General features: G+C 60.5%; 20 protein-coding genes. 10 read left to right on the top strand and 10 right to left on the bottom strand.

The window, feature by feature from the left end; genetic code table 11:
* Positions 1-8: 8 nt before the first annotated feature.
* From phoU to AC09SL_RS10655, 3 genes are all read left to right on the top strand, one after another.
* Positions 9-770, top strand: a complete 762-nt coding sequence (gene phoU / locus AC09SL_RS10665; RefSeq protein WP_003196388.1) for a phosphate signaling complex protein PhoU — start codon at positions 9-11, stop codon at positions 768-770.
* A gap of 168 nt (positions 771-938) precedes the next feature.
* Positions 939-1,859 (top strand): response regulator, encoded by a 921-nt coding sequence (locus AC09SL_RS10660; protein ID WP_058544184.1) that lies wholly within the window; start codon positions 939-941, stop codon positions 1,857-1,859.
* A 230-nt stretch (positions 1,860-2,089) separates the two neighbouring features.
* Positions 2,090-2,986 (top strand): peptidoglycan DD-metalloendopeptidase family protein, encoded by an 897-nt coding sequence (locus AC09SL_RS10655; protein WP_058544185.1) that lies wholly within the window; start codon positions 2,090-2,092, stop codon positions 2,984-2,986.
* Positions 2,987-3,151: 165 nt separating this feature from the next.
* On the opposite strand, the gene AC09SL_RS10650 is transcribed toward AC09SL_RS10655, so the two are convergent.
* The 3 genes from AC09SL_RS10650 to phoB form a co-directional block, all read right to left on the bottom strand.
* Positions 3,152-4,492, bottom strand: coding sequence for a hemolysin family protein (locus AC09SL_RS10650; protein WP_014335895.1), 1,341 nt, complete (start codon positions 4,490-4,492; stop codon positions 3,152-3,154).
* 114 nt (positions 4,493-4,606) lie between these two features.
* Positions 4,607-5,893 (bottom strand): phosphate regulon sensor histidine kinase PhoR, encoded by a 1,287-nt coding sequence (phoR, locus tag AC09SL_RS10645; RefSeq protein ID WP_217501342.1) that lies wholly within the window; start codon positions 5,891-5,893, stop codon positions 4,607-4,609.
* 81 nt (positions 5,894-5,974) lie between these two features.
* Entirely contained in the window at positions 5,975-6,664 is a 690-nt protein-coding gene (phoB, locus tag AC09SL_RS10640; RefSeq protein ID WP_003177195.1) for a phosphate regulon transcriptional regulator PhoB, read from the bottom strand.
* A 152-nt stretch (positions 6,665-6,816) separates the two neighbouring features.
* Here phoB and AC09SL_RS10635 point away from each other — a divergent pair, with 152 nt between their 5' ends.
* Positions 6,817-7,197 carry a COG4315 family predicted lipoprotein gene (locus AC09SL_RS10635; protein WP_064106848.1) on the top strand — a complete coding sequence of 127 codons (381 nt, stop codon included), beginning with the start codon at positions 6,817-6,819 and terminating at the stop codon, positions 7,195-7,197.
* A 183-nt stretch (positions 7,198-7,380) separates the two neighbouring features.
* On the opposite strand, the gene ubiA is transcribed toward AC09SL_RS10635, so the two are convergent.
* Entirely contained in the window at positions 7,381-8,271 is an 891-nt protein-coding gene (gene ubiA, locus AC09SL_RS10630) for a 4-hydroxybenzoate octaprenyltransferase (protein ID WP_058544942.1), read from the bottom strand.
* Positions 8,271-8,834, bottom strand: a complete 564-nt coding sequence (locus tag AC09SL_RS10625) for a chorismate--pyruvate lyase family protein (protein WP_058544943.1) — start codon at positions 8,832-8,834, stop codon at positions 8,271-8,273. The genes ubiA and AC09SL_RS10625 overlap by 1 nt, the downstream gene beginning before the upstream one ends.
* A gap of 176 nt (positions 8,835-9,010) precedes the next feature.
* Between AC09SL_RS10625 and AC09SL_RS10620 the strand changes: the two genes are divergently transcribed.
* The 3 genes from AC09SL_RS10620 (at position 9,011) to AC09SL_RS10610 (ending at position 10,818) form a co-directional block, all read left to right on the top strand.
* Positions 9,011-9,178 (top strand): rubredoxin, encoded by a 168-nt coding sequence (locus AC09SL_RS10620; protein WP_003177199.1) that lies wholly within the window; start codon positions 9,011-9,013, stop codon positions 9,176-9,178.
* A 24-nt stretch (positions 9,179-9,202) separates the two neighbouring features.
* Positions 9,203-10,351 (top strand): NAD(P)/FAD-dependent oxidoreductase, encoded by a 1,149-nt coding sequence (locus AC09SL_RS10615; protein ID WP_058544941.1) that lies wholly within the window; start codon positions 9,203-9,205, stop codon positions 10,349-10,351.
* Positions 10,352-10,542: 191 nt separating this feature from the next.
* Complete coding sequence (locus AC09SL_RS10610) at positions 10,543-10,818, top strand: HU family DNA-binding protein (protein WP_003177201.1); 276 nt, start codon at positions 10,543-10,545, stop codon at positions 10,816-10,818.
* Positions 10,819-11,025: 207 nt separating this feature from the next.
* Here the strand turns inward: AC09SL_RS10610 and AC09SL_RS10605 are convergent, their stop codons facing one another.
* Positions 11,026-12,117 (bottom strand): aminopeptidase, encoded by a 1,092-nt coding sequence (locus tag AC09SL_RS10605; RefSeq protein WP_058544940.1) that lies wholly within the window; start codon positions 12,115-12,117, stop codon positions 11,026-11,028.
* A gap of 58 nt (positions 12,118-12,175) precedes the next feature.
* Between AC09SL_RS10605 and AC09SL_RS10600 the strand changes: the two genes are divergently transcribed.
* Positions 12,176-12,589, top strand: a complete 414-nt coding sequence (locus AC09SL_RS10600) for a PA0061/PA0062 family lipoprotein (protein ID WP_058544939.1) — start codon at positions 12,176-12,178, stop codon at positions 12,587-12,589.
* Positions 12,590-12,629: 40 nt separating this feature from the next.
* Positions 12,630-13,055, top strand: coding sequence for a PA0061/PA0062 family lipoprotein (locus AC09SL_RS10595; protein ID WP_058544938.1), 426 nt, complete (start codon positions 12,630-12,632; stop codon positions 13,053-13,055).
* Positions 13,056-13,061: 6 nt separating this feature from the next.
* Here the strand turns inward: AC09SL_RS10595 and AC09SL_RS10590 are convergent, their stop codons facing one another.
* Together AC09SL_RS10590 and AC09SL_RS10585 are read right to left on the bottom strand one after the other, a co-directional pair.
* Positions 13,062-13,295: a DUF1161 domain-containing protein gene (locus AC09SL_RS10590; RefSeq protein ID WP_058544937.1), complete on the bottom strand. Its 234-nt coding sequence runs from the start codon at positions 13,293-13,295 to the stop codon at positions 13,062-13,064.
* Positions 13,296-13,444: 149 nt separating this feature from the next.
* Positions 13,445-13,876 (bottom strand): OsmC family protein, encoded by a 432-nt coding sequence (locus tag AC09SL_RS10585; protein ID WP_003196419.1) that lies wholly within the window; start codon positions 13,874-13,876, stop codon positions 13,445-13,447.
* Between the two features lie 237 nt (positions 13,877-14,113).
* Here AC09SL_RS10585 and AC09SL_RS10580 point away from each other — a divergent pair, with 237 nt between their 5' ends.
* Positions 14,114-15,115 (top strand): LLM class flavin-dependent oxidoreductase, encoded by a 1,002-nt coding sequence (locus AC09SL_RS10580; protein ID WP_058544936.1) that lies wholly within the window; start codon positions 14,114-14,116, stop codon positions 15,113-15,115.
* A gap of 53 nt (positions 15,116-15,168) precedes the next feature.
* Here AC09SL_RS10580 and AC09SL_RS10575 read toward each other — a convergent pair whose 3' ends face one another.
* Positions 15,169-15,393 (bottom strand): DUF1161 domain-containing protein, encoded by a 225-nt coding sequence (locus AC09SL_RS10575; RefSeq protein ID WP_058544935.1) that lies wholly within the window; start codon positions 15,391-15,393, stop codon positions 15,169-15,171.
* Between the two features lie 116 nt (positions 15,394-15,509).
* Complete coding sequence (locus AC09SL_RS10570) at positions 15,510-15,725, bottom strand: dodecin (RefSeq protein WP_058544934.1); 216 nt, start codon at positions 15,723-15,725, stop codon at positions 15,510-15,512.
* Positions 15,726-15,877 lie beyond the last annotated feature (152 nt).

Here is a 15,877-nt window from a genome sequence, read left to right as displayed (position 1 = left end):
CGAACAAAATGATTTCGAAGGAAGGCCTTACTCACCACATTTCCGCACAGTTCAACGCTGAGCTTGAGGAAGTGCGCAGTCACTTGCTGGCCATGGGCGGGCTGGTGGAAAAGCAGGTCAACGACGCGGTGACCGCGCTGATCGAGGCCGACTCCGGCCTGGCCCAGCAGGTGCGCGAAATCGATGATCAGATCAACCAGATGGAGCGCAACATCGACGAGGAGTGCCTGCGTATCCTGGCCCGTCGTCAGCCGGCTGCTTCCGACCTGCGGCTGATCATCAGCATCTCCAAGTCGGTGATCGATCTTGAGCGTATCGGCGACGAAGCCACCAAGATCGCTCGTCGTGCCATTCAGTTGTGCGAAGAAGGCGAGGCACCGCGCGGTTACGTCGAGGTTCGCCACATTGGCGACCAGGTGCGCAACATGGTTCGCGATGCGCTGGACGCCTTTGCCCGCTTCGACGCCGACCTGGCGTTGTCGGTGGCCCAGTACGACAAGATCATCGACCGCGAATACAAGACCGCCCTGCGCGAGCTGGCGACTTACATGATGGAAGACCCGCGCTCCATCTCTCGGGTGTTGAGCATCATCTGGGTGCTGCGTTCTCTGGAGCGTATCGGCGATCATGCACGCAACATCTCGGAACTTGTCATCTACCTGGTGCGCGGCACGGATGTGCGGCATTTGGGGCTCAAGCGGATGAAGCAAGAAGTTGAGGGCACCCCGTCCGAAACTGCTAATGTTCCGGGCGAAACTGACGATAAGTAAGATTGCCAAGAAAAGCGCCCGGCCTTCTGGTCGGGCTTTTTTTTGGATTTTTTTTAATCGAAAGCAGCACCCCGCGAACGAAAAGTCCCGGCGTGACTGAAGGTTTTTTGGCAATGTGCCATCAGTAAAAGCGGTATGCTTGCCGGGATTTTTTAGAGGTGTATCTGGATGAGTAAGGTCAGTGTGTTGGTCGTGGACGATGCTTCGTTCATTCGTGACCTGGTGAAGAAGTGCCTGCGCAACTACTTCCCGGGCGTGCGCATCGAAGACGCGGTGAACGGCAAGAAAGCCCAGGCCCTGCTGGCTCGCGAAGCGTTCGACCTGGTGTTGTGCGATTGGGAAATGCCGGAAATGTCCGGCCTGGAACTGCTGACCTGGTGCCGCCAGCAGGACAACCTCAAGGGCATGCCGTTCGTGATGGTCACCAGCCGCGGCGACAAGGAAAACGTGGTCCAGGCGATCCAGGCCGGCGTTTCCGGCTATGTCAGCAAGCCGTTCACCAACGAACAGCTACTGACCAAGGTCAAACAGGCCCTGCATAAGGTCGGCAAGCTCGATACGCTGATGAACAGTGCCCCGACCAAGATGAACTCGGCGTTCGGCAATGACTCCTTGAGCGCCCTGACAGGCGGCAAGGCTCCGGTCGCCGCTGTTGCTTCGGCCCCCGCTGCTGCCCCAGCTGCAGCCGCTCCGGCGCGTGGCCTGCTCAACAGCCCACCGGTCAAGGCGCCGGCCGCCGCCGCTCCGTCGACCAACCGCGGCCAAGGCCAGTTGCGCCTGTCCAGCGGCACCCAGCAATGCGTGATCAAGGCCCTGAGCCTCAAGGAAGCGCTGCTGGTGGTCAAACGCACCGACACCCTGCCGCAAGTGCTCGAAGGTGCAGTGCTGGATATGGAGCAAGGCGACAACGCCGAAACCGCTCGTCTGAACGGCTACCTGCACGCCATCGTCGCCCATGAACAGACGCCCGACAGCGAATGGCTGCAACTGACCTTCCGCTTCGTCGACAAAGACCCGCAGAAACTCGACTACATCTCCCGCCTGATCGCCCGCGGCACCGCGCAGAAGCACTTCGTACCTGGCGCCTGATTCGGCGGCGCTTTGAATACGCCATCGCGAGCAAGCTCGCACAGTGATTTGTGCACTGGCCACAGTTTTTGTGCCCTACGCAAATCCCCCTGTGCGAGCTTGCTCGCGATGGGGCCATGAGCTTCAACACCGATCACTGATCCAATTTTGAAACATCCGTCGACTACGCTGGTCCATCCCAGCTGCTAGGCTGCTGTGCAGGCCTTCATTTTTCGACAGAACCTTTGCCCATGCTCGCACCCCTGCTGTTTGCCTGTGGTCTTGTCCTGGCCTCCACCTCGGCCGTGGCCATGACGATCTACAAATCCACCGATGCCAATGGCGTGGTGTCCTATAGCGATCGCCCCAGCAAGGGCGCCCAGGTGTTCGTGTTCCGCGATCGCATGGTCGAGCGCCTGGAGCGACAGGTGTTCCTCGATATCAAGAAGCACAAAGGCGCGGACGCGGTGTTCGTGCGCAACGATCTGTATGCGCCGGTGGAGATCGAGTTGAGTTTCGCCGGGCTGCGCAACGTCAGCGGGGCACCGAGCCGACCGATTCGTCGGGTGCTGCCGGCGCGCAGCAACCTGCGCCTGGCGTTGCTCACGGCCACGCGGCCCGGCAGGCCGCTGGTGTATACCCCAAGGTTCGAATACTCCCTGGGCGACCCTGCAGGCGCGGCACAGGCCTATCGGTACCCGTTGCCGTGGCGGGGCGGGCCGTTCCGGCTGAGCCAGGGTGCCAACGGCCAGTACAGCCATTACGGTCCGAAGAGCCGCTACGCCATGGACATCGCCATGCCCGTGGGCACACCGATCATCGCGGCGCGGGGCGGCGTGGTCATCAAGACCGAAAACCAGCAGACCGGCCGTGGGGACGACCCTTCGGGGAACTTCGTACGGGTGCTGCACGATGACGGGACCATGGGCGTCTATCTGCACTTGCAGAAAGGTTCGGTGAGCGTACGGGAAGGGCAGCGGATCGGGGTGGGCACGCCGTTGGCGTTGTCGGGCAATACCGGCAACAGCTCAGGCCCGCACCTGCATTTCGTGGTGCAGCGCAATACCGGCTTGGGGCTGGTGTCGATTCCCTACCAGTTCAATCAACCGGTGGGCGACTTGCCCAACTTTGCGCTGGGCAAGCAGTAGAACCTAGGCGTGATGAGGATGCTTTCGTGGTGGAGGGATTTATCTGTGGGAGCAAGGCTTGCCCGCGATGAAAGCGACGCGGTCTTTCAGAAATCGCGTCGCCTGTATCGCGAGCAAGCTTTGCTCCCACAGCTTTGCCACCGGCTCGCCGGAACGGGTTGACACTCAATCGAGCATCAACACCTTCGCCAGGATGATCTTCGGCCCTTTCATCTTCTTGATGATGATCCGCAGGCCTTCGACTTCCAGCACTTCTTCCTCTTCCGGTACGCGCTTGAGGGTTTCATAGACCAACCCGGCCAGGGTTTCGGCTTCGATGTGGTCCAGGTCGATGCCCAGCAAGCGCTCGACCTTGAACAGCGGCGTATCACCCCGTACCAGCAGCTTGCCCGGCTGGTAGGCCAGGATGCCGCGTTCGGCCTTGCGGTGTTCGTCCTGGATATCGCCCACCAACACTTCCAGCACGTCTTCCATGGTCAGGTAGCCGATGATGTTGCCGTCGGCTTCCTCGACCAAGGCGAAGTGCGAGCCGCCCTTGCGGAACTGCTCCAGCAATTGCGACAGCGGCATGTGCCGCGACACGCGCTCCAGCGGCCGAGTCAGTTCGGCCAGGTTGAACGACTCGGGGATGTGATCCAGGGCCGCCAGTTCCAGCAGCAGGTCCTTGATGTGCAGCAGGCCGACGAACTCCTGGCGCTCGCTGTCATACACCGGATAACGGCTGAACTTGTGGCGACGGAACATCGCCAGGATTTCCTTGAGCGGCGCGTTGAACTCCAGCGTCACCAGGTCTTCCCGGGAGTTGGCCCAGTCCACCACTTCCAGTTCGCCCATCTCCACGGCCGAGGCCAGCACGCGCATGCCTTGGTCGCTCGGGTCCTGGCCACGGCTGGAGTGCAGGATCAGCTTCAGTTCTTCGCGGCTGTAGTGGTGCTCGTGATGCGGGCCAGGCTCGCCTTGGCCGGCGATGCGCAAGATGGCGTTGGCACTGGCGTTGAGCAGGTAGATCGCCGGGTACATGGCCCAGTAGAACAGGTACAGCGGCACGGCGGTCCACAGCGACAGCAGCTCGGGCTTGCGGATCGCCCAGGATTTGGGCGCCAGTTCACCGACCACGATGTGCAGGTACGAAATGATGAAGAACGCGGTGAAGAACGACACGCCCTTGATCACTTCCGGCGACTGTACGCCGACCGCGCCCAGCAACGGCTCGAGGATGTGGGCGAACGCCGGCTCACCGACCCAGCCCAGGCCCAGGGAGGCCAGGGTGATACCCAGCTGGCACGCCGACAGGTAGGCGTCGAGCTGGCTATGGACGGTGCGCAGGATGTGCCCGCGCCAGCCGTTCTGCTCGGCAATGGCCTCGACCCGGGTCGAGCGCAGCTTGACCATGGCGAATTCGGCCGCAACGAAAAAACCGTTGAGCAAAACCAGGATCAGAGCAAAAAGAATCATGCCGAATTCGGCGAAGAGGGTAACGAGGGACAAGCCAGGGGAAGGGTCCATGATGGAGTTTTGCGGGTTCCGTATAGTCGTAGGAATTAAAAAATGAGCGCCTGAAAAGGCAGGCGCAAGTCAGTCAATGTAGCGGCTGACTGGGCGATTGCCTAGGGGGCGTGCTCAATCAGCGGGATGGGCCAGGCGTGTGCGAGTCACCTGGGCCGGGGCGAAATGGCAGGTAAAGGTGCTGCCATGGCCGGGTACGCTGCTGATTTCCATGCGGGCGCGATGGCGCAGCAGGACGTGTTTGACGATGGCCAGGCCCAGCCCGGTGCCCCCGGTATTGGAGTTGCGGCTGGAGTCGACACGGTAGAAACGTTCGGTCAGGCGCGGCAAATGCTTGCTGTCGATGCCGATCCCCGAATCCCGCACGCTCAGGTGCGCGCCTTGCTCATCGCCCCACCAGCGCACATGGATCCGGCCTTGCTCCGGGGTGTACTTGACCGCGTTGAACACCAGGTTGGAAAAGGCACTGCGCAGTTCCGCCTCGCTGCCTTTGAGCTGCACGGCAGGGTCGGCCTCCAGGGTGATGGTCTGCTGCTTGGAGCCGGACAGTTCCTGCGCATCTTCGACAATGGTTTGCAGCAGGTCGTCGATGGGCACTGGCTGGTTGTCCGACGGGTAATCGGTGGCTTCCAGCTTCGCCAGCAGCAACAAGTCGTTGAGCAGGGTCTGCATGCGCCCGCTTTGCTGGTGCATCTGCTGCAAGGCCCGGCTCCAGCGCGGGTTCACCTCCTCGACGTTGTCGAGCAGGGTTTCCAGGTAACCACAGATCACCGTCAACGGCGTGCGCAGTTCGTGGGAAACGTTGGCGATGAAGTCCTTGCGCATCTGTTCCAGCTGATGAATACGCGTGACGTCGCGCACCAGCATCAAGTGCTCATTGTTGCCATAGCGCGTGATGTACAGCTGGATGCGTAGCCGGTCATTGGTGGGTGAAGGGATCTCCAGCGGCTCGGCGTAATTGGCCTGCTCGAAATACTCCTTGAAGCGCGGATGACGCACCAGGTTGGTCACCGGCTGGCCGCTGTCCTGGGGTGTCTTGAGGCCCAGCAGGGTCTCGGCGGCGCGGTTCCACCACTCCAGGTTGCCGTCGCTGTCGAGCATGATCACCGCGTCTTTCAGCGCGGCGGTGGACTCCTGGACCCGGTCGATCACCGCCTGCAGGCGTCCGCGAACGCGCTGGTCGCGCCGTTGCAGGTGGTAGATGCTGTCGAACACCTCACCCCACAGGCCATAGCCGTCGGGCGGCGCTTCGTCGGGTTGGTGCAGGCGCAGCCATTCATGCAGGCGCAGCAATTGCTTGAGCGTCCAGGCCAGGTAAAGCCCAAGGCCCGCGGCCAGGCTCCAACCGTAGTAACCGCTGATCAGGCCGATCAGCAAACAGCCGGTCACCAGCAACAACATGTGGCGAATCAGGGTGCCATGCCAGTTTTGGTTCACGTGACGCGCGTCCTTGTCAGCTTTGTCGGGCGGTAAGGGCTCGGATCAGGCCTTGGTCGAAAAACGATAACCGGTGCCGCGCACGGTTTGTACCAGATTTTCATAGGCGTCGCCGAGTGCCTTGCGCAGGCGCCGGATGTGCACGTCCACGGTGCGCTCCTCGACATAGACGTTGCCGCCCCAGACCTGGTCCAGCAGTTGGCCGCGGGTGTAGGCACGTTCCTGGTGAGTCATGAAAAATTGCAGCAGGCGGTATTCGGTCGGGCCCATCTCGGCGGGTTTGCCGTCGATGGTCACGCGGTGGCTGATCGGGTCGAGCAGCAGGCCACCGACTTCGATGGGGGCTTCGCCATCGGTCGGCCCGGCGCGTCGCAGCACGGCCTTCAGGCGCGCTACCAGCTCCCGCGGGGAAAACGGCTTGGTGATGTAGTCGTCGGCACCGACCTCCAGGCCCTGGATCTTGTTGTCCTCTTCGCCCTTGGCGGTGAGCATGATGATCGGAATATCGCCGGTCAGCTCGTCGCGCTTGAGGCGTCGTGCCAGTTCGATGCCAGACGTGCCGGGCAGCATCCAGTCCAGCAGAATCAGGTCGGGCTTGCGGTCGACGATGATGGCGTGGGCCTGTTGAGAGTTTTCTGCTTCCATGCAGTCATAGCCGGCCATCTCCAACGCAACAGCGATCATCTCGCGGATGGGCGCCTCGTCGTCGACGATCAGAATGCTCCTGCCAACCATGGGGTAATCCTCTTGTCATTTAACTGTCTTGCGCCGCATTAGATAACGGAATTATTGCAGTCGTGTGACACTTATTTCGGCACCCGGCAGTGTAGAGGATCCTGGACTAAGCTTTTGAGTCCGAATTCAGACAACCACAAAAGAAGGTTTCCATGAAACAAATGACTGTTTCTTTCAAAGCCCTGCTGATGGCTGCTGCCCTGACGCTGCCTGGATTGGCGATGGCAGCCGATCCTGCGATGGAGAAGGACGGCATGTTCACCGACTCTAAGGGCATGACGCTTTACACCTTCGCCAAGGACTCGGCCGGCAAGTCGATGTGCAATGACAAGTGTGCGGCCAATTGGCCACCGCTGATGGCTGAGGCGGGTGATAAATCCATGGGGGACTGGACCGTGATCAAGCGTGATGACGGCTCAATGCAGTGGGCCTACAAGGGCAAGCCGCTCTACACCTTTGTGAAGGACACCAAAGCCGGAGACAAGACCGGTGACGGCGTGATGGACGGTGCCTGGAAGGTTGCCAAGCCCTGACAGAAGTATTCCACCAACGTAACGATAGATCATCTGTGGCGTGGGGATTTATGTGGGAGCAAGGCTTGCCCGCGATGAAGGCGCTGCGGTCTCTTAGAAATCGAGGTGCCTGTTTCGCGAGCAAGCTTTGCTCCCACAGCAAACGGGGATAAATCCCCTCGCCACAGGGGCCCCGCCTGGGATTCAGCGCAACGCGTAATCCAGCACGATCCCCACGAAAATCGCCAGCCCGGCCCAGTGGTTGTGCAGGAATGCCTGGAAGCAGCGCATCCGGTCCCGGTTACGGGTGTACCAGAACTCCCAGGCGAAGCATGCGGCAGCGGCCACCAGCCCCAGGTGGAACCAGCCGCCCAGCTGGAATTTCGACCCGGCCAACAGCAGGCAGCCCAAGGCCAGGCCTTGCAACGTCAGGATGATCACCCGGTCGGCATCGCCAAACAGGATCGCCGTGGATTTCACGCCGATGCGCAGGTCATCGTCCCGGTCGGTCATCGCGTAATAGGTGTCGTAGCCCACCGTCCACAGCAGGTTGGCGATGTACAGCAGCCAGGCGGCGGCCGGCAGATGACCGGTTTCGGCGGTGAACGCCATTGGCATGCCCCAGGAGAACGCCGCGCCCAGGACCACTTGCGGGTAATAGGTATAGCGCTTCATGAACGGGTAGCTGAGTGCCAGCGCCAAACCCCCGAGGGAGAGCAGGATGGTCGGTGCGTTGGTGCACAGCACCAGCAGGAAACTCACGCTCATCAGCACGGCGAAGAACACCAGTGCCTCTTTCGAACTGATCTTGCCGCTCACCAGCGGGCGCTGCTCGGTGCGCTTGACGTGACCGTCGACCTTGCGGTCGGCCCAGTCATTGATCACACAACCGCCGGCGCGGGTCAGCACCACGCCGAGGACGAAAATCACCACGTTGGCGATGGACGGCGAGCCTTCCCCGGCAATCCACAACGCCCACAACGTCGGCCACAGCAGCAGGTAGATGCCGATGGGCTTGTCCATGCGGGTCAGTTGCACGAAGTCCCAGGCCCGTGGGTTCAGGCGATTCAAGGATTTGAGCAGTTGCACGTACATCAAAAACTCTCCGAATAGGCGCGGGCGACGGTCCACAGGCGCGGCAGGAAAATTTCCGCCACCAGCACGCTCAACGCACCGCGATCGAAGCGTGAACGGCGACCCCACAGCCCGCTGGCGCGCACTTCTTCCGGCAACCCGGCCTCGGGGTAATGGCAAACTTCGATGGCTCGGCGCTGGAACGCCTGGTCGCAAAACAGCAACTCCCCCAGGGAACGGCTGCCCAGTTCGTCCATCTGCAAGCCGTCACCCTGCAAGGCGCTGCGCGCCGCCACACTGCGGGCGAACACCCACGGCTGGTCATGGCCGCGCAGATACACCTCGCGTACCCAGCCCTCGCTGCCCTCGGCCAGGTCCAGGGCAGCGCATTCGTCGGCGCGCAATGGTTGCCAGCCTTCGAACAACGGCGTCACGCTGAAATGGCCGTCCGACAGGCGCGTGAGGCGCCGGGTCAGGGAGCCTTCGTCGAACAGCCAGTCGAGGACACCCGCATCGGGGCGAGGCGACAGCAGGGGCTGGGGCAGCCATTGGAGTGTAGGAAATATCGAATTTGTATGCGGCACAGAGGTCTTGAATGGCAGCAAATGAGGGCGCGAGCTTACCATGTCGGTCGGTGATTTTGACTGGCCTGGCCTGCCGTCCCGCCGATCATGCTTGCATCTGTGGCAACCGATCAGTACAAAACGGCCCTGAGCCGGAAAATACCGGCCAAGGCCTGACATCTTGAGGAAATATTGGAATGAAGAAGTGGCAATGTATCGTCTGCGGCCTGATCTACAACGAAGCTGACGGCTGGCCTGACGATGGCATCGCGCCCGGCACTCGCTGGGAGGACGTACCGGCAGACTGGCTGTGCCCGGACTGTGGCGTCGGCAAAATGGATTTCGAAATGATCGAAATCAACTGATCGTTTCATCAAATGGAGAGCAACATGAGCGCACCTGTCGTCATCGTCGGTACGGGCCTGGCCGGTTATAACCTGGCCCGGGAGTTTCGCAAGCTCGACAGCGAAACCCCGTTGCTGCTGATCACCGCGGACGACGGGCGCTCGTATTCCAAGCCGATGCTCTCCACAGGCTTTGGAAAAAACAAGGATGCCGACGGCCTGAGCATGGCCGAACCGGGGGCCATGGCCGAGCAACTCAAGGCCCAAGTACGCACCCACACCCGCATCAGCGGCATCGATCCGGGCCACAAGCGGCTGTGGATCGGCGAAGAGGCGGTGAGCTACCGTGACCTGATCCTGGCCTGGGGCGCCGAAACCGTGCGCGTGCCGGTGCAGGGCGATGCGGCGGAGCTGATTTTTCCGATCAACGACTTGGAAGACTACGCACGCTTCAGGGCCGCGGCCGCTGGCAAGCGTCGGGTGTTGTTGCTCGGCGCTGGCCTGATTGGTTGTGAGTTCGCTAACGACCTGAGCCTGGGTGGCTACGAAGTGCAACTGGTGGCGCCGTGCGAGCAAGTCATGCCGACGCTGCTGCACCCGGCCGCTGCCGCAGCGGTCCAGGCCGGGCTGGAAAGCCTCGGCGCGCGTTTCCACCTGGGCCCCGTGCTCAACCGCTTGCAGAAGGTCGCCGACGGGCTGGAGGCGCACCTGTCCGACGGCCAGGTGATTGCCTGTGACCTGGTGGTCTCGGCCATCGGCTTGCGCCCACGCATCGACCTGGCGGCCGCCGCCGGTCTGGTGGTCAACCGTGGCGTTGTGGTCGACCGTCAGTTGAAAACTTCCCACGCCAACATCTACGCCCTGGGTGACTGCGCCGAGGTCGACGGCTTGAACCTGCTGTATGTCATGCCGCTGATGAGCTGCGCCCGGGCCCTGGCCCAGACCCTGGCCGGCAACCCGACGGCCGTCAGCTACGGCGCCATGCCGATTACCGTAAAAACCCCGGTGTGCCCACTGGTGGTGTCGCCTCCACCGCGAGGCAGCGAGGGTGTGTGGAGCGTCGAAGGGCAGGGTGCGGACATCAAGGCGTTATGCCGCGACGCTCAAGGCAACCTGCTGGGCTACGCGCTGACAGGCACGGCGGTGATGGAGAAACTGGCGCTGAACAAGGAACTTCCACCCTTGCTGGCGTAAATACTGGTCGTTCTGTCGCAAAAACCCTACTTTTGGTCCCACAAAGGTCGCCCGGACACTGGCGCCGTTTTCGGCTCCGTGCCATCCTCACTCCCGTCTGCCGCAGAGTAGAGCCTGCGGCGCCTTAGGGGCCGTTCCAAAGAGAACGGCACGGACATAACAACAAAAAAACCGTCAAAGGGGCTTCATTCATGCGTAAACCAGAACTCGCCGCCGCTATCGCGGAAAAAGCAGACCTCACCAAAGAACAAGCCAACCGCGTCCTCAACGCCGTCCTCGAAGAAATCACCGGCGCCCTGCACCGCAAGGACAGCGTCACCTTGGTGGGCTTCGGCACTTTCCTGCAACGCCACCGCGGCGCCCGCACCGGCAAAAACCCACAGACCGGTGAGCCGGTGAAGATCAAGGCCAGCAACACCGTTGCCTTCAAACCAGGCAAGTTCTTGAAAGACAGCGTCAACCCATAATTGCTGCGAGTACCTCAACCAGGGGGAAGAAAGCGGCAATCAAAAGGGCATACCGATGAATCGGTATGCCCTTTTTTTGTGCTGGGTGTCCCGTTGTAGGAGCTGCCGAAGGCTGCGATCTTTTGATCTTTCGCTTGAGACTCAAGCATCAGGGAAAAGATCGCAGCCTCGCTTCGCTCGGCAGCTCCTACACGCGATGACGTGCGCCTAATCCGCAGAGGTCTTCGGCGCTGCCAACGCCTTCAAGGCCGCCTTGCGCTCGTCGATCGGCAACTTGCCGAGCTTTTCCACCGCCGCATAAAACCCAATCCAATCGCCGCCCTTGTGCTTGAACAGCGCCGCAAACGCCGGCACCCACTGGTCATACAGCCCGAACGGCAGCAATCGCGCATTGTTCAGAGGGGCATAGACCCAGGCATCGTAGCGTTTGTCGCCTGCCCATTGAGTGTCGCGCAACTGCTCATAGTCGGTGCGCAGGCGTTCGAATTCCGCAGCTTTGCGTTGGCGCATCTGTTCAGCTGTCAGGGGTTGGGCATAGAGGGTTTCCAGGCGCTGGCGGGTGTCGAGAATCAATTGGATGAATTGGTCACGCTGGCGTACCCGTTTACCGTTATCCGGCGCCAGGCCTCGACTGGCGCGCCATTGCCGGCTGCCTTCCTGCTCGACGAAGGTGGCGAAGGACTCATTGAATTCTGTGTCGTCCTTTACATAAAAGCGCTGGTGCGCCAGTTCATGGAAGATCAGCGTCGCCAGGCGTTCGTCGCCCCAATGCATCATCGAACTCAGGATCGGATCGTTGAACCAGCCCAGTGTCGAATAGGCCTCTACACCACCGATCGACACGTCCATGCCCTGCAAACGCCGCAATGCGGCTTCGCCACGGGCTGCGCCCTGACTGTAGTAACCGCGATAAGCCACGCAACCGGCAATGGGGAAACAATGATTTTGCGGCGCCAGGGAAAACTCTGGCGTGGTGAAGACATTCCAGACTACGAACGGGCGGCCAATGTCCGCATACAGGCGATAGCTTTTGTTGTCCGGCAAATGCAGGTGATCACTGGCGAACGTCCGTGCCTCGCGCGCCTGGGTCAGGTGCGCTTTCAGTTGGGCATCGCGAGCAGGGTCGGCGATGACCTGGTCGACAGGCTCTCGGGCCTGCAACAACCGCAGTTGCCCACCGACGAGCTGGCTGTAATAAGCGGCGCTTGTGCAACCGTTCAGTAACAAAAGCAGGAGACTTGGAAACAAAATCTGGAAAACACGGTCGAGTAACCGATGGCTTGAACGCGGCCTGATCAATTGGAATCACCCTGGGAAGTCTGTCCACAAGACTATCTCGCTTGCCTGGAGCTTCGCTATGCGCGTGTTGATGCTGACGAGCGGCCTGTTGCTGCTGACCGGTTGCGCCGGTTTGCCTGACCCTGATCCATCCCAGGCGTGGATCGACCTGGGAAACCAGCAGGACACCGCGCTGCAAGCGCTAAAAGTCGATGACAAGACGTCTATCGACCGGCGCTATTTCGAAGTGCAACCCGGCAGCCATGAGCTGACGGTGCGTTATCAGTTTGCCGTCGAGCCCGGCAACATCGGCCCGGATGCCGAGCCGCTGTGGCGTGATTGCCGGTTGAATGTGAAGTTCAAGGATTTCAACGCGGGCCAACGTTACCAACTGCAGGCCGGCAGCATCGGTTTCCGGCCATGGGCCAAGCTTTACGATCAACAACGCAAAGTAGTGGGACAAGGTACGCCGGCGGGCTGCCAACACACTTGATTGGCGCTATGCTCAGTGCCTGATTTCCGGGAAATTCACCATGCGCTTACCTCTGCTGTTACTTGCCCTGGTCTCCATGGGCGGTTGTGCAACGAGCCCGCTGCCCCAGGTCGACCCGAACATGGCGTGGATCGATTTCGCTACCCCCATGCCGGGCGGCAAAATGTTGATGGCTGAAAGCCTCGATGGCCAGCGATTGCGGGACGGAAGGTTCTTTCAGGTTTCGCCGGGCAGTCACGAACTGAAAGTGCGCTTCGACTTCGAAGTGTTTAGCGGTGGTGGGTTGGGTATGCAAGCTGAACCGCGGGAGCGGTTGTGCTACATGCTCGTGCGTTATGACCATTTCGAGGCGGGCCAGCGTTATCGCCTGGAGGCTCGCAACCTGGCGTTCACACCCAGCGCCCGACTTTATAACGCCAAGCGTGAAATCGTGGCCGAAGAACGGCAGGTCAATTGCGTTCCGTAGGACAGCTTAGCTGTCGTTCTTCTGGTAGATGATCTTTTTGGTGCCGTTTTCGCAACTGCCCACGACCATATTTTCGTCGTGCACTTCATCATTGGTCACGATTTCCAATGTGTAGGAAGGCACGTTATTGGCCTGGATCTTCGCTTCGATTTCCGCTTTCAGCTCTTCGCAGGGTTTGGGGTCTGCAAGGGCTGATGCAGCGAATGCACAGCCGATGACCACCAGGGCTGATCGTTTCATGTTCGAATTCCTCATGGCAGCGCGCACTGCCTGTGCGCTGAAACTGCAGGCTTCATTCGATCATAATTGCGCCAGGGTAAACAGCTCGACCGTATTCAAGAAATCGCAGCCTTCAGCAGCGCCTGCAAAGGCTGCGACCCTTTCATGCGTCAGTTCACCAGCGTCGCATCCAGGGTGATCTGGGCGTTCAGCACCTTGGAAACCGGACACCCTTCCTTGGCCTTCTTGCTCAGTTCGTCGAATTGCGCCTGGCTGGCGCCGGGAATTTTCGCCTTGAGTACCAACTTGACTGCCGTGATCGCGAAACCGCCATCGACCTGGTCCAGGGTCACTTCAGCGTTGGTGTCGATGCTGTCGGCCTTGAGCCCGGCATCGCCGAGGATCATCGAAAAGGCCATGGAAAAACAGCCGGCATGGGCCGCGCCAATCAGTTCCTCCGGGTTGGTGCCCTTGCCGCCTTCAAAGCGCGCCTTGAAGCCATAGGGCGCTTCGCGCAACACACCGGTTTCCGTGGAAATGGAGCCGATACCAGTTTTCAGGTCACCTTCCCAATGAGCCGATGCTTTCTTGATGATAGCCATGTCTGCCTCCTGAAGATCCGGCGCGAGAGACGCGCCTGGGTGTTTTTTAGCTGTCTGGGTTGTGAGGATAGACCGCCCGGAAAAGTTCACCTTGTCGATTAGCCGACGAATTTAGTAGGAAATTTCTTCGCAGCTATTGAAACTCGGGTATATGCCCACATTGCATGGAACACACCTTTAGAAACGGCAGGCTTTTGCCCTTGGAAAAGCCCGGAACGCCGTTGGAGATCCCGGCCCATGAAACAGCTGTCCGAAGTGAAATTCTCAACCCTCGACCTGGTGCCTGTCCGCGCCGATGGCAATGCCGCCCAGTCCTTGCGCAACTCGCTGGACCTGGCGCAGCACGTGGAAAAATACGGTTACACCCGCTTCTGGGTGGCCGAGCACCACAACATGGACGGTATCGCCAGCTCCGCGACGGCGGTGCTGCTGGGGTATCTGGCGGGGGGAACTTCGACCATTCGTGTCGGCTCCGGCGGGGTCATGTTGCCCAATCACGCGCCGTTGATCATCGCCGAACAGTTCGGCACGCTGGAAAGCCTCTACCCGGGTCGGATCGACCTGGGGTTGGGGCGTGCGCCCGGTTCCGACCAGATGACCGCCCGGGCGCTGCGTCGTGAGCGCTCCGGCAGCGCGGACGATTTCCCTGAAGACGTGGCCGAACTGATGCGCTATTTGGGCCCGCGCACCCCGGACCAACGCATTATTGCCATGCCCGGCACCGGCACCAACGTGCCGGTGTGGTTGCTGGGGTCGAGCCTGTTCAGTGCACAACTGGCCGGTGAGCGCGGTTTGCCTTACGCGTTCGCCTCCCATTTCGCACCGCGCTACATGCACGAGGCAATTCGTATCTACCGCAACCACTTCAAGCCGTCGGCAGTGCTCGACAAGCCTTATGTGATGCTCGGTGTGCCGCTGGTGGCGGCAGACACGGATGAACAAGCCGATTACCTGGCGACGTCGGTGTATCAGCGGATCCTGGCGCTGATGCGCGGCCAGAGCCTGGTGCAGCGTCCACCGGTGGAAACCATGAACGGCCTCTGGTTACCCCACGAGAAAGAAGCGGTGGGTGATTTCCTTGGCCTGGCCATGGTCGGCGGCCCGCAGAAGATTCGCGCCAAGCTGGAGGTACTGATCGAGCAAACCCAGGCCGATGAGCTGATTTTTACCAGCGACCTGTATGAACACGCTGATCGCCTGCACTCGTATGAGTTGCTGGCGCAGGTCATGAAGGGCTGAGTTGCGGCAATAAAAAGCCGACGCTGTGCGTCGGCTTTGAACTGAACGCGCTATCAGCCGCGTTTGTAGACGATTTCCTTTGTACCGCCCTCACAGGTGCCTACGACTTTTCCGTCAGCCGCTGCGCCTTTATCGACGATTTCCAGCGAATACCCTGACACTCCCTTGGCGTCCAACTTCGCTGCGATTTCGCTTTTCAGCTCTTCGCAGGGCTTGCCGGCCGCAAACGCGCCACCGGCAAGGCTTAGCAAACCCAGGGCTACCATCAAATTTTTCATCGCTCGCACTCCTTGGTCGGATCAATAGGGCAGGGATCGAACAGACATGACGCGCTTGCCAGATAGCGCATCGCCATTCCCTATGGCACTCCGCCAGCGTGCAAGTTCACCGCCCCTCAGCTATTGGCAATCCGGAAGCCGACCTTGATGGTCACTTGGAAGTGCGCGGCCCGGCCATTTTCGATGTGACCACGGGTCTCCGTGACTTCGAACCACTCCAGGAGCTTGAGGCTTTTGCTGGCCTCGGCCAGGGCGTTGTTGATGGCGTCTTCTATGCTGGTGGGAGAGGAGCCGACCAGCTCGACTTTTTTGTAGGTGTGATGATCAGTCATGACGTTCTCCTTGGTTGTCTTTAACAGCCTAGCAGCGATTTTTCGCCTTACGTGTGGCGCCGTTTATGCCTTGAAGTTCAGATTTACTGCACTTTCAGAAGCGGTCGCAGTCCCAATTCACACACGCCACTCAACCACTGCAGGAGAGAGCC

This window comes from Pseudomonas sp. PF05 (assembly GCF_056521845.1).
Note: the sequence above shows the minus strand (reverse complement) of the source record. Positions and strands in the feature narration are given on the sequence as shown.

Bases quoted from the DNA above. Each gene is read 5' to 3' on its own strand.
- AC09SL_RS10610 (WP_003177201.1), top strand. From the start codon at position 10,543: ATGCGTAAACCAGAACTCGCCGCCGCTATCGCGGAAAAAGCAGACCTC.
- phoR (WP_217501342.1), bottom strand. From the start codon at position 5,893: ATGTTGTTGCTGGTGACCGGCTGTTTGCTGATCGGCCTGATCAGCGGT.
- AC09SL_RS10615 (WP_058544941.1), top strand. From the start codon at position 9,203: ATGAGCGCACCTGTCGTCATCGTCGGTACGGGCCTGGCCGGTTATAAC.
- AC09SL_RS10590 (WP_058544937.1), bottom strand. From the start codon at position 13,295: ATGAAACGATCAGCCCTGGTGGTCATCGGCTGTGCATTCGCTGCATCA.
- AC09SL_RS10580 (WP_058544936.1), top strand. From the start codon at position 14,114: ATGAAACAGCTGTCCGAAGTGAAATTCTCAACCCTCGACCTGGTGCCT.
- AC09SL_RS10600 (WP_058544939.1), top strand. From the start codon at position 12,176: ATGCGCGTGTTGATGCTGACGAGCGGCCTGTTGCTGCTGACCGGTTGC.
- AC09SL_RS10575 (WP_058544935.1), bottom strand. From the start codon at position 15,393: ATGAAAAATTTGATGGTAGCCCTGGGTTTGCTAAGCCTTGCCGGTGGC.
- AC09SL_RS10660 (WP_058544184.1), top strand. From the start codon at position 939: ATGAGTAAGGTCAGTGTGTTGGTCGTGGACGATGCTTCGTTCATTCGT.
- ubiA (WP_058544942.1), bottom strand. From the start codon at position 8,271: ATGTACGTGCAACTGCTCAAATCCTTGAATCGCCTGAACCCACGGGCC.
- AC09SL_RS10635 (WP_064106848.1), top strand. From the start codon at position 6,817: ATGAAACAAATGACTGTTTCTTTCAAAGCCCTGCTGATGGCTGCTGCC.
- AC09SL_RS10595 (WP_058544938.1), top strand. From the start codon at position 12,630: ATGCGCTTACCTCTGCTGTTACTTGCCCTGGTCTCCATGGGCGGTTGT.
- AC09SL_RS10655 (WP_058544185.1), top strand. From the start codon at position 2,090: ATGCTCGCACCCCTGCTGTTTGCCTGTGGTCTTGTCCTGGCCTCCACC.
- AC09SL_RS10570 (WP_058544934.1), bottom strand. From the start codon at position 15,725: ATGACTGATCATCACACCTACAAAAAAGTCGAGCTGGTCGGCTCCTCT.
- AC09SL_RS10650 (WP_014335895.1), bottom strand. From the start codon at position 4,492: ATGGACCCTTCCCCTGGCTTGTCCCTCGTTACCCTCTTCGCCGAATTC.
- phoB (WP_003177195.1), bottom strand. From the start codon at position 6,664: ATGGTTGGCAGGAGCATTCTGATCGTCGACGACGAGGCGCCCATCCGC.
- AC09SL_RS10620 (WP_003177199.1), top strand. From the start codon at position 9,011: ATGAAGAAGTGGCAATGTATCGTCTGCGGCCTGATCTACAACGAAGCT.
- phoU (WP_003196388.1), top strand. From the start codon at position 9: ATGATTTCGAAGGAAGGCCTTACTCACCACATTTCCGCACAGTTCAAC.
- AC09SL_RS10585 (WP_003196419.1), bottom strand. From the start codon at position 13,876: ATGGCTATCATCAAGAAAGCATCGGCTCATTGGGAAGGTGACCTGAAA.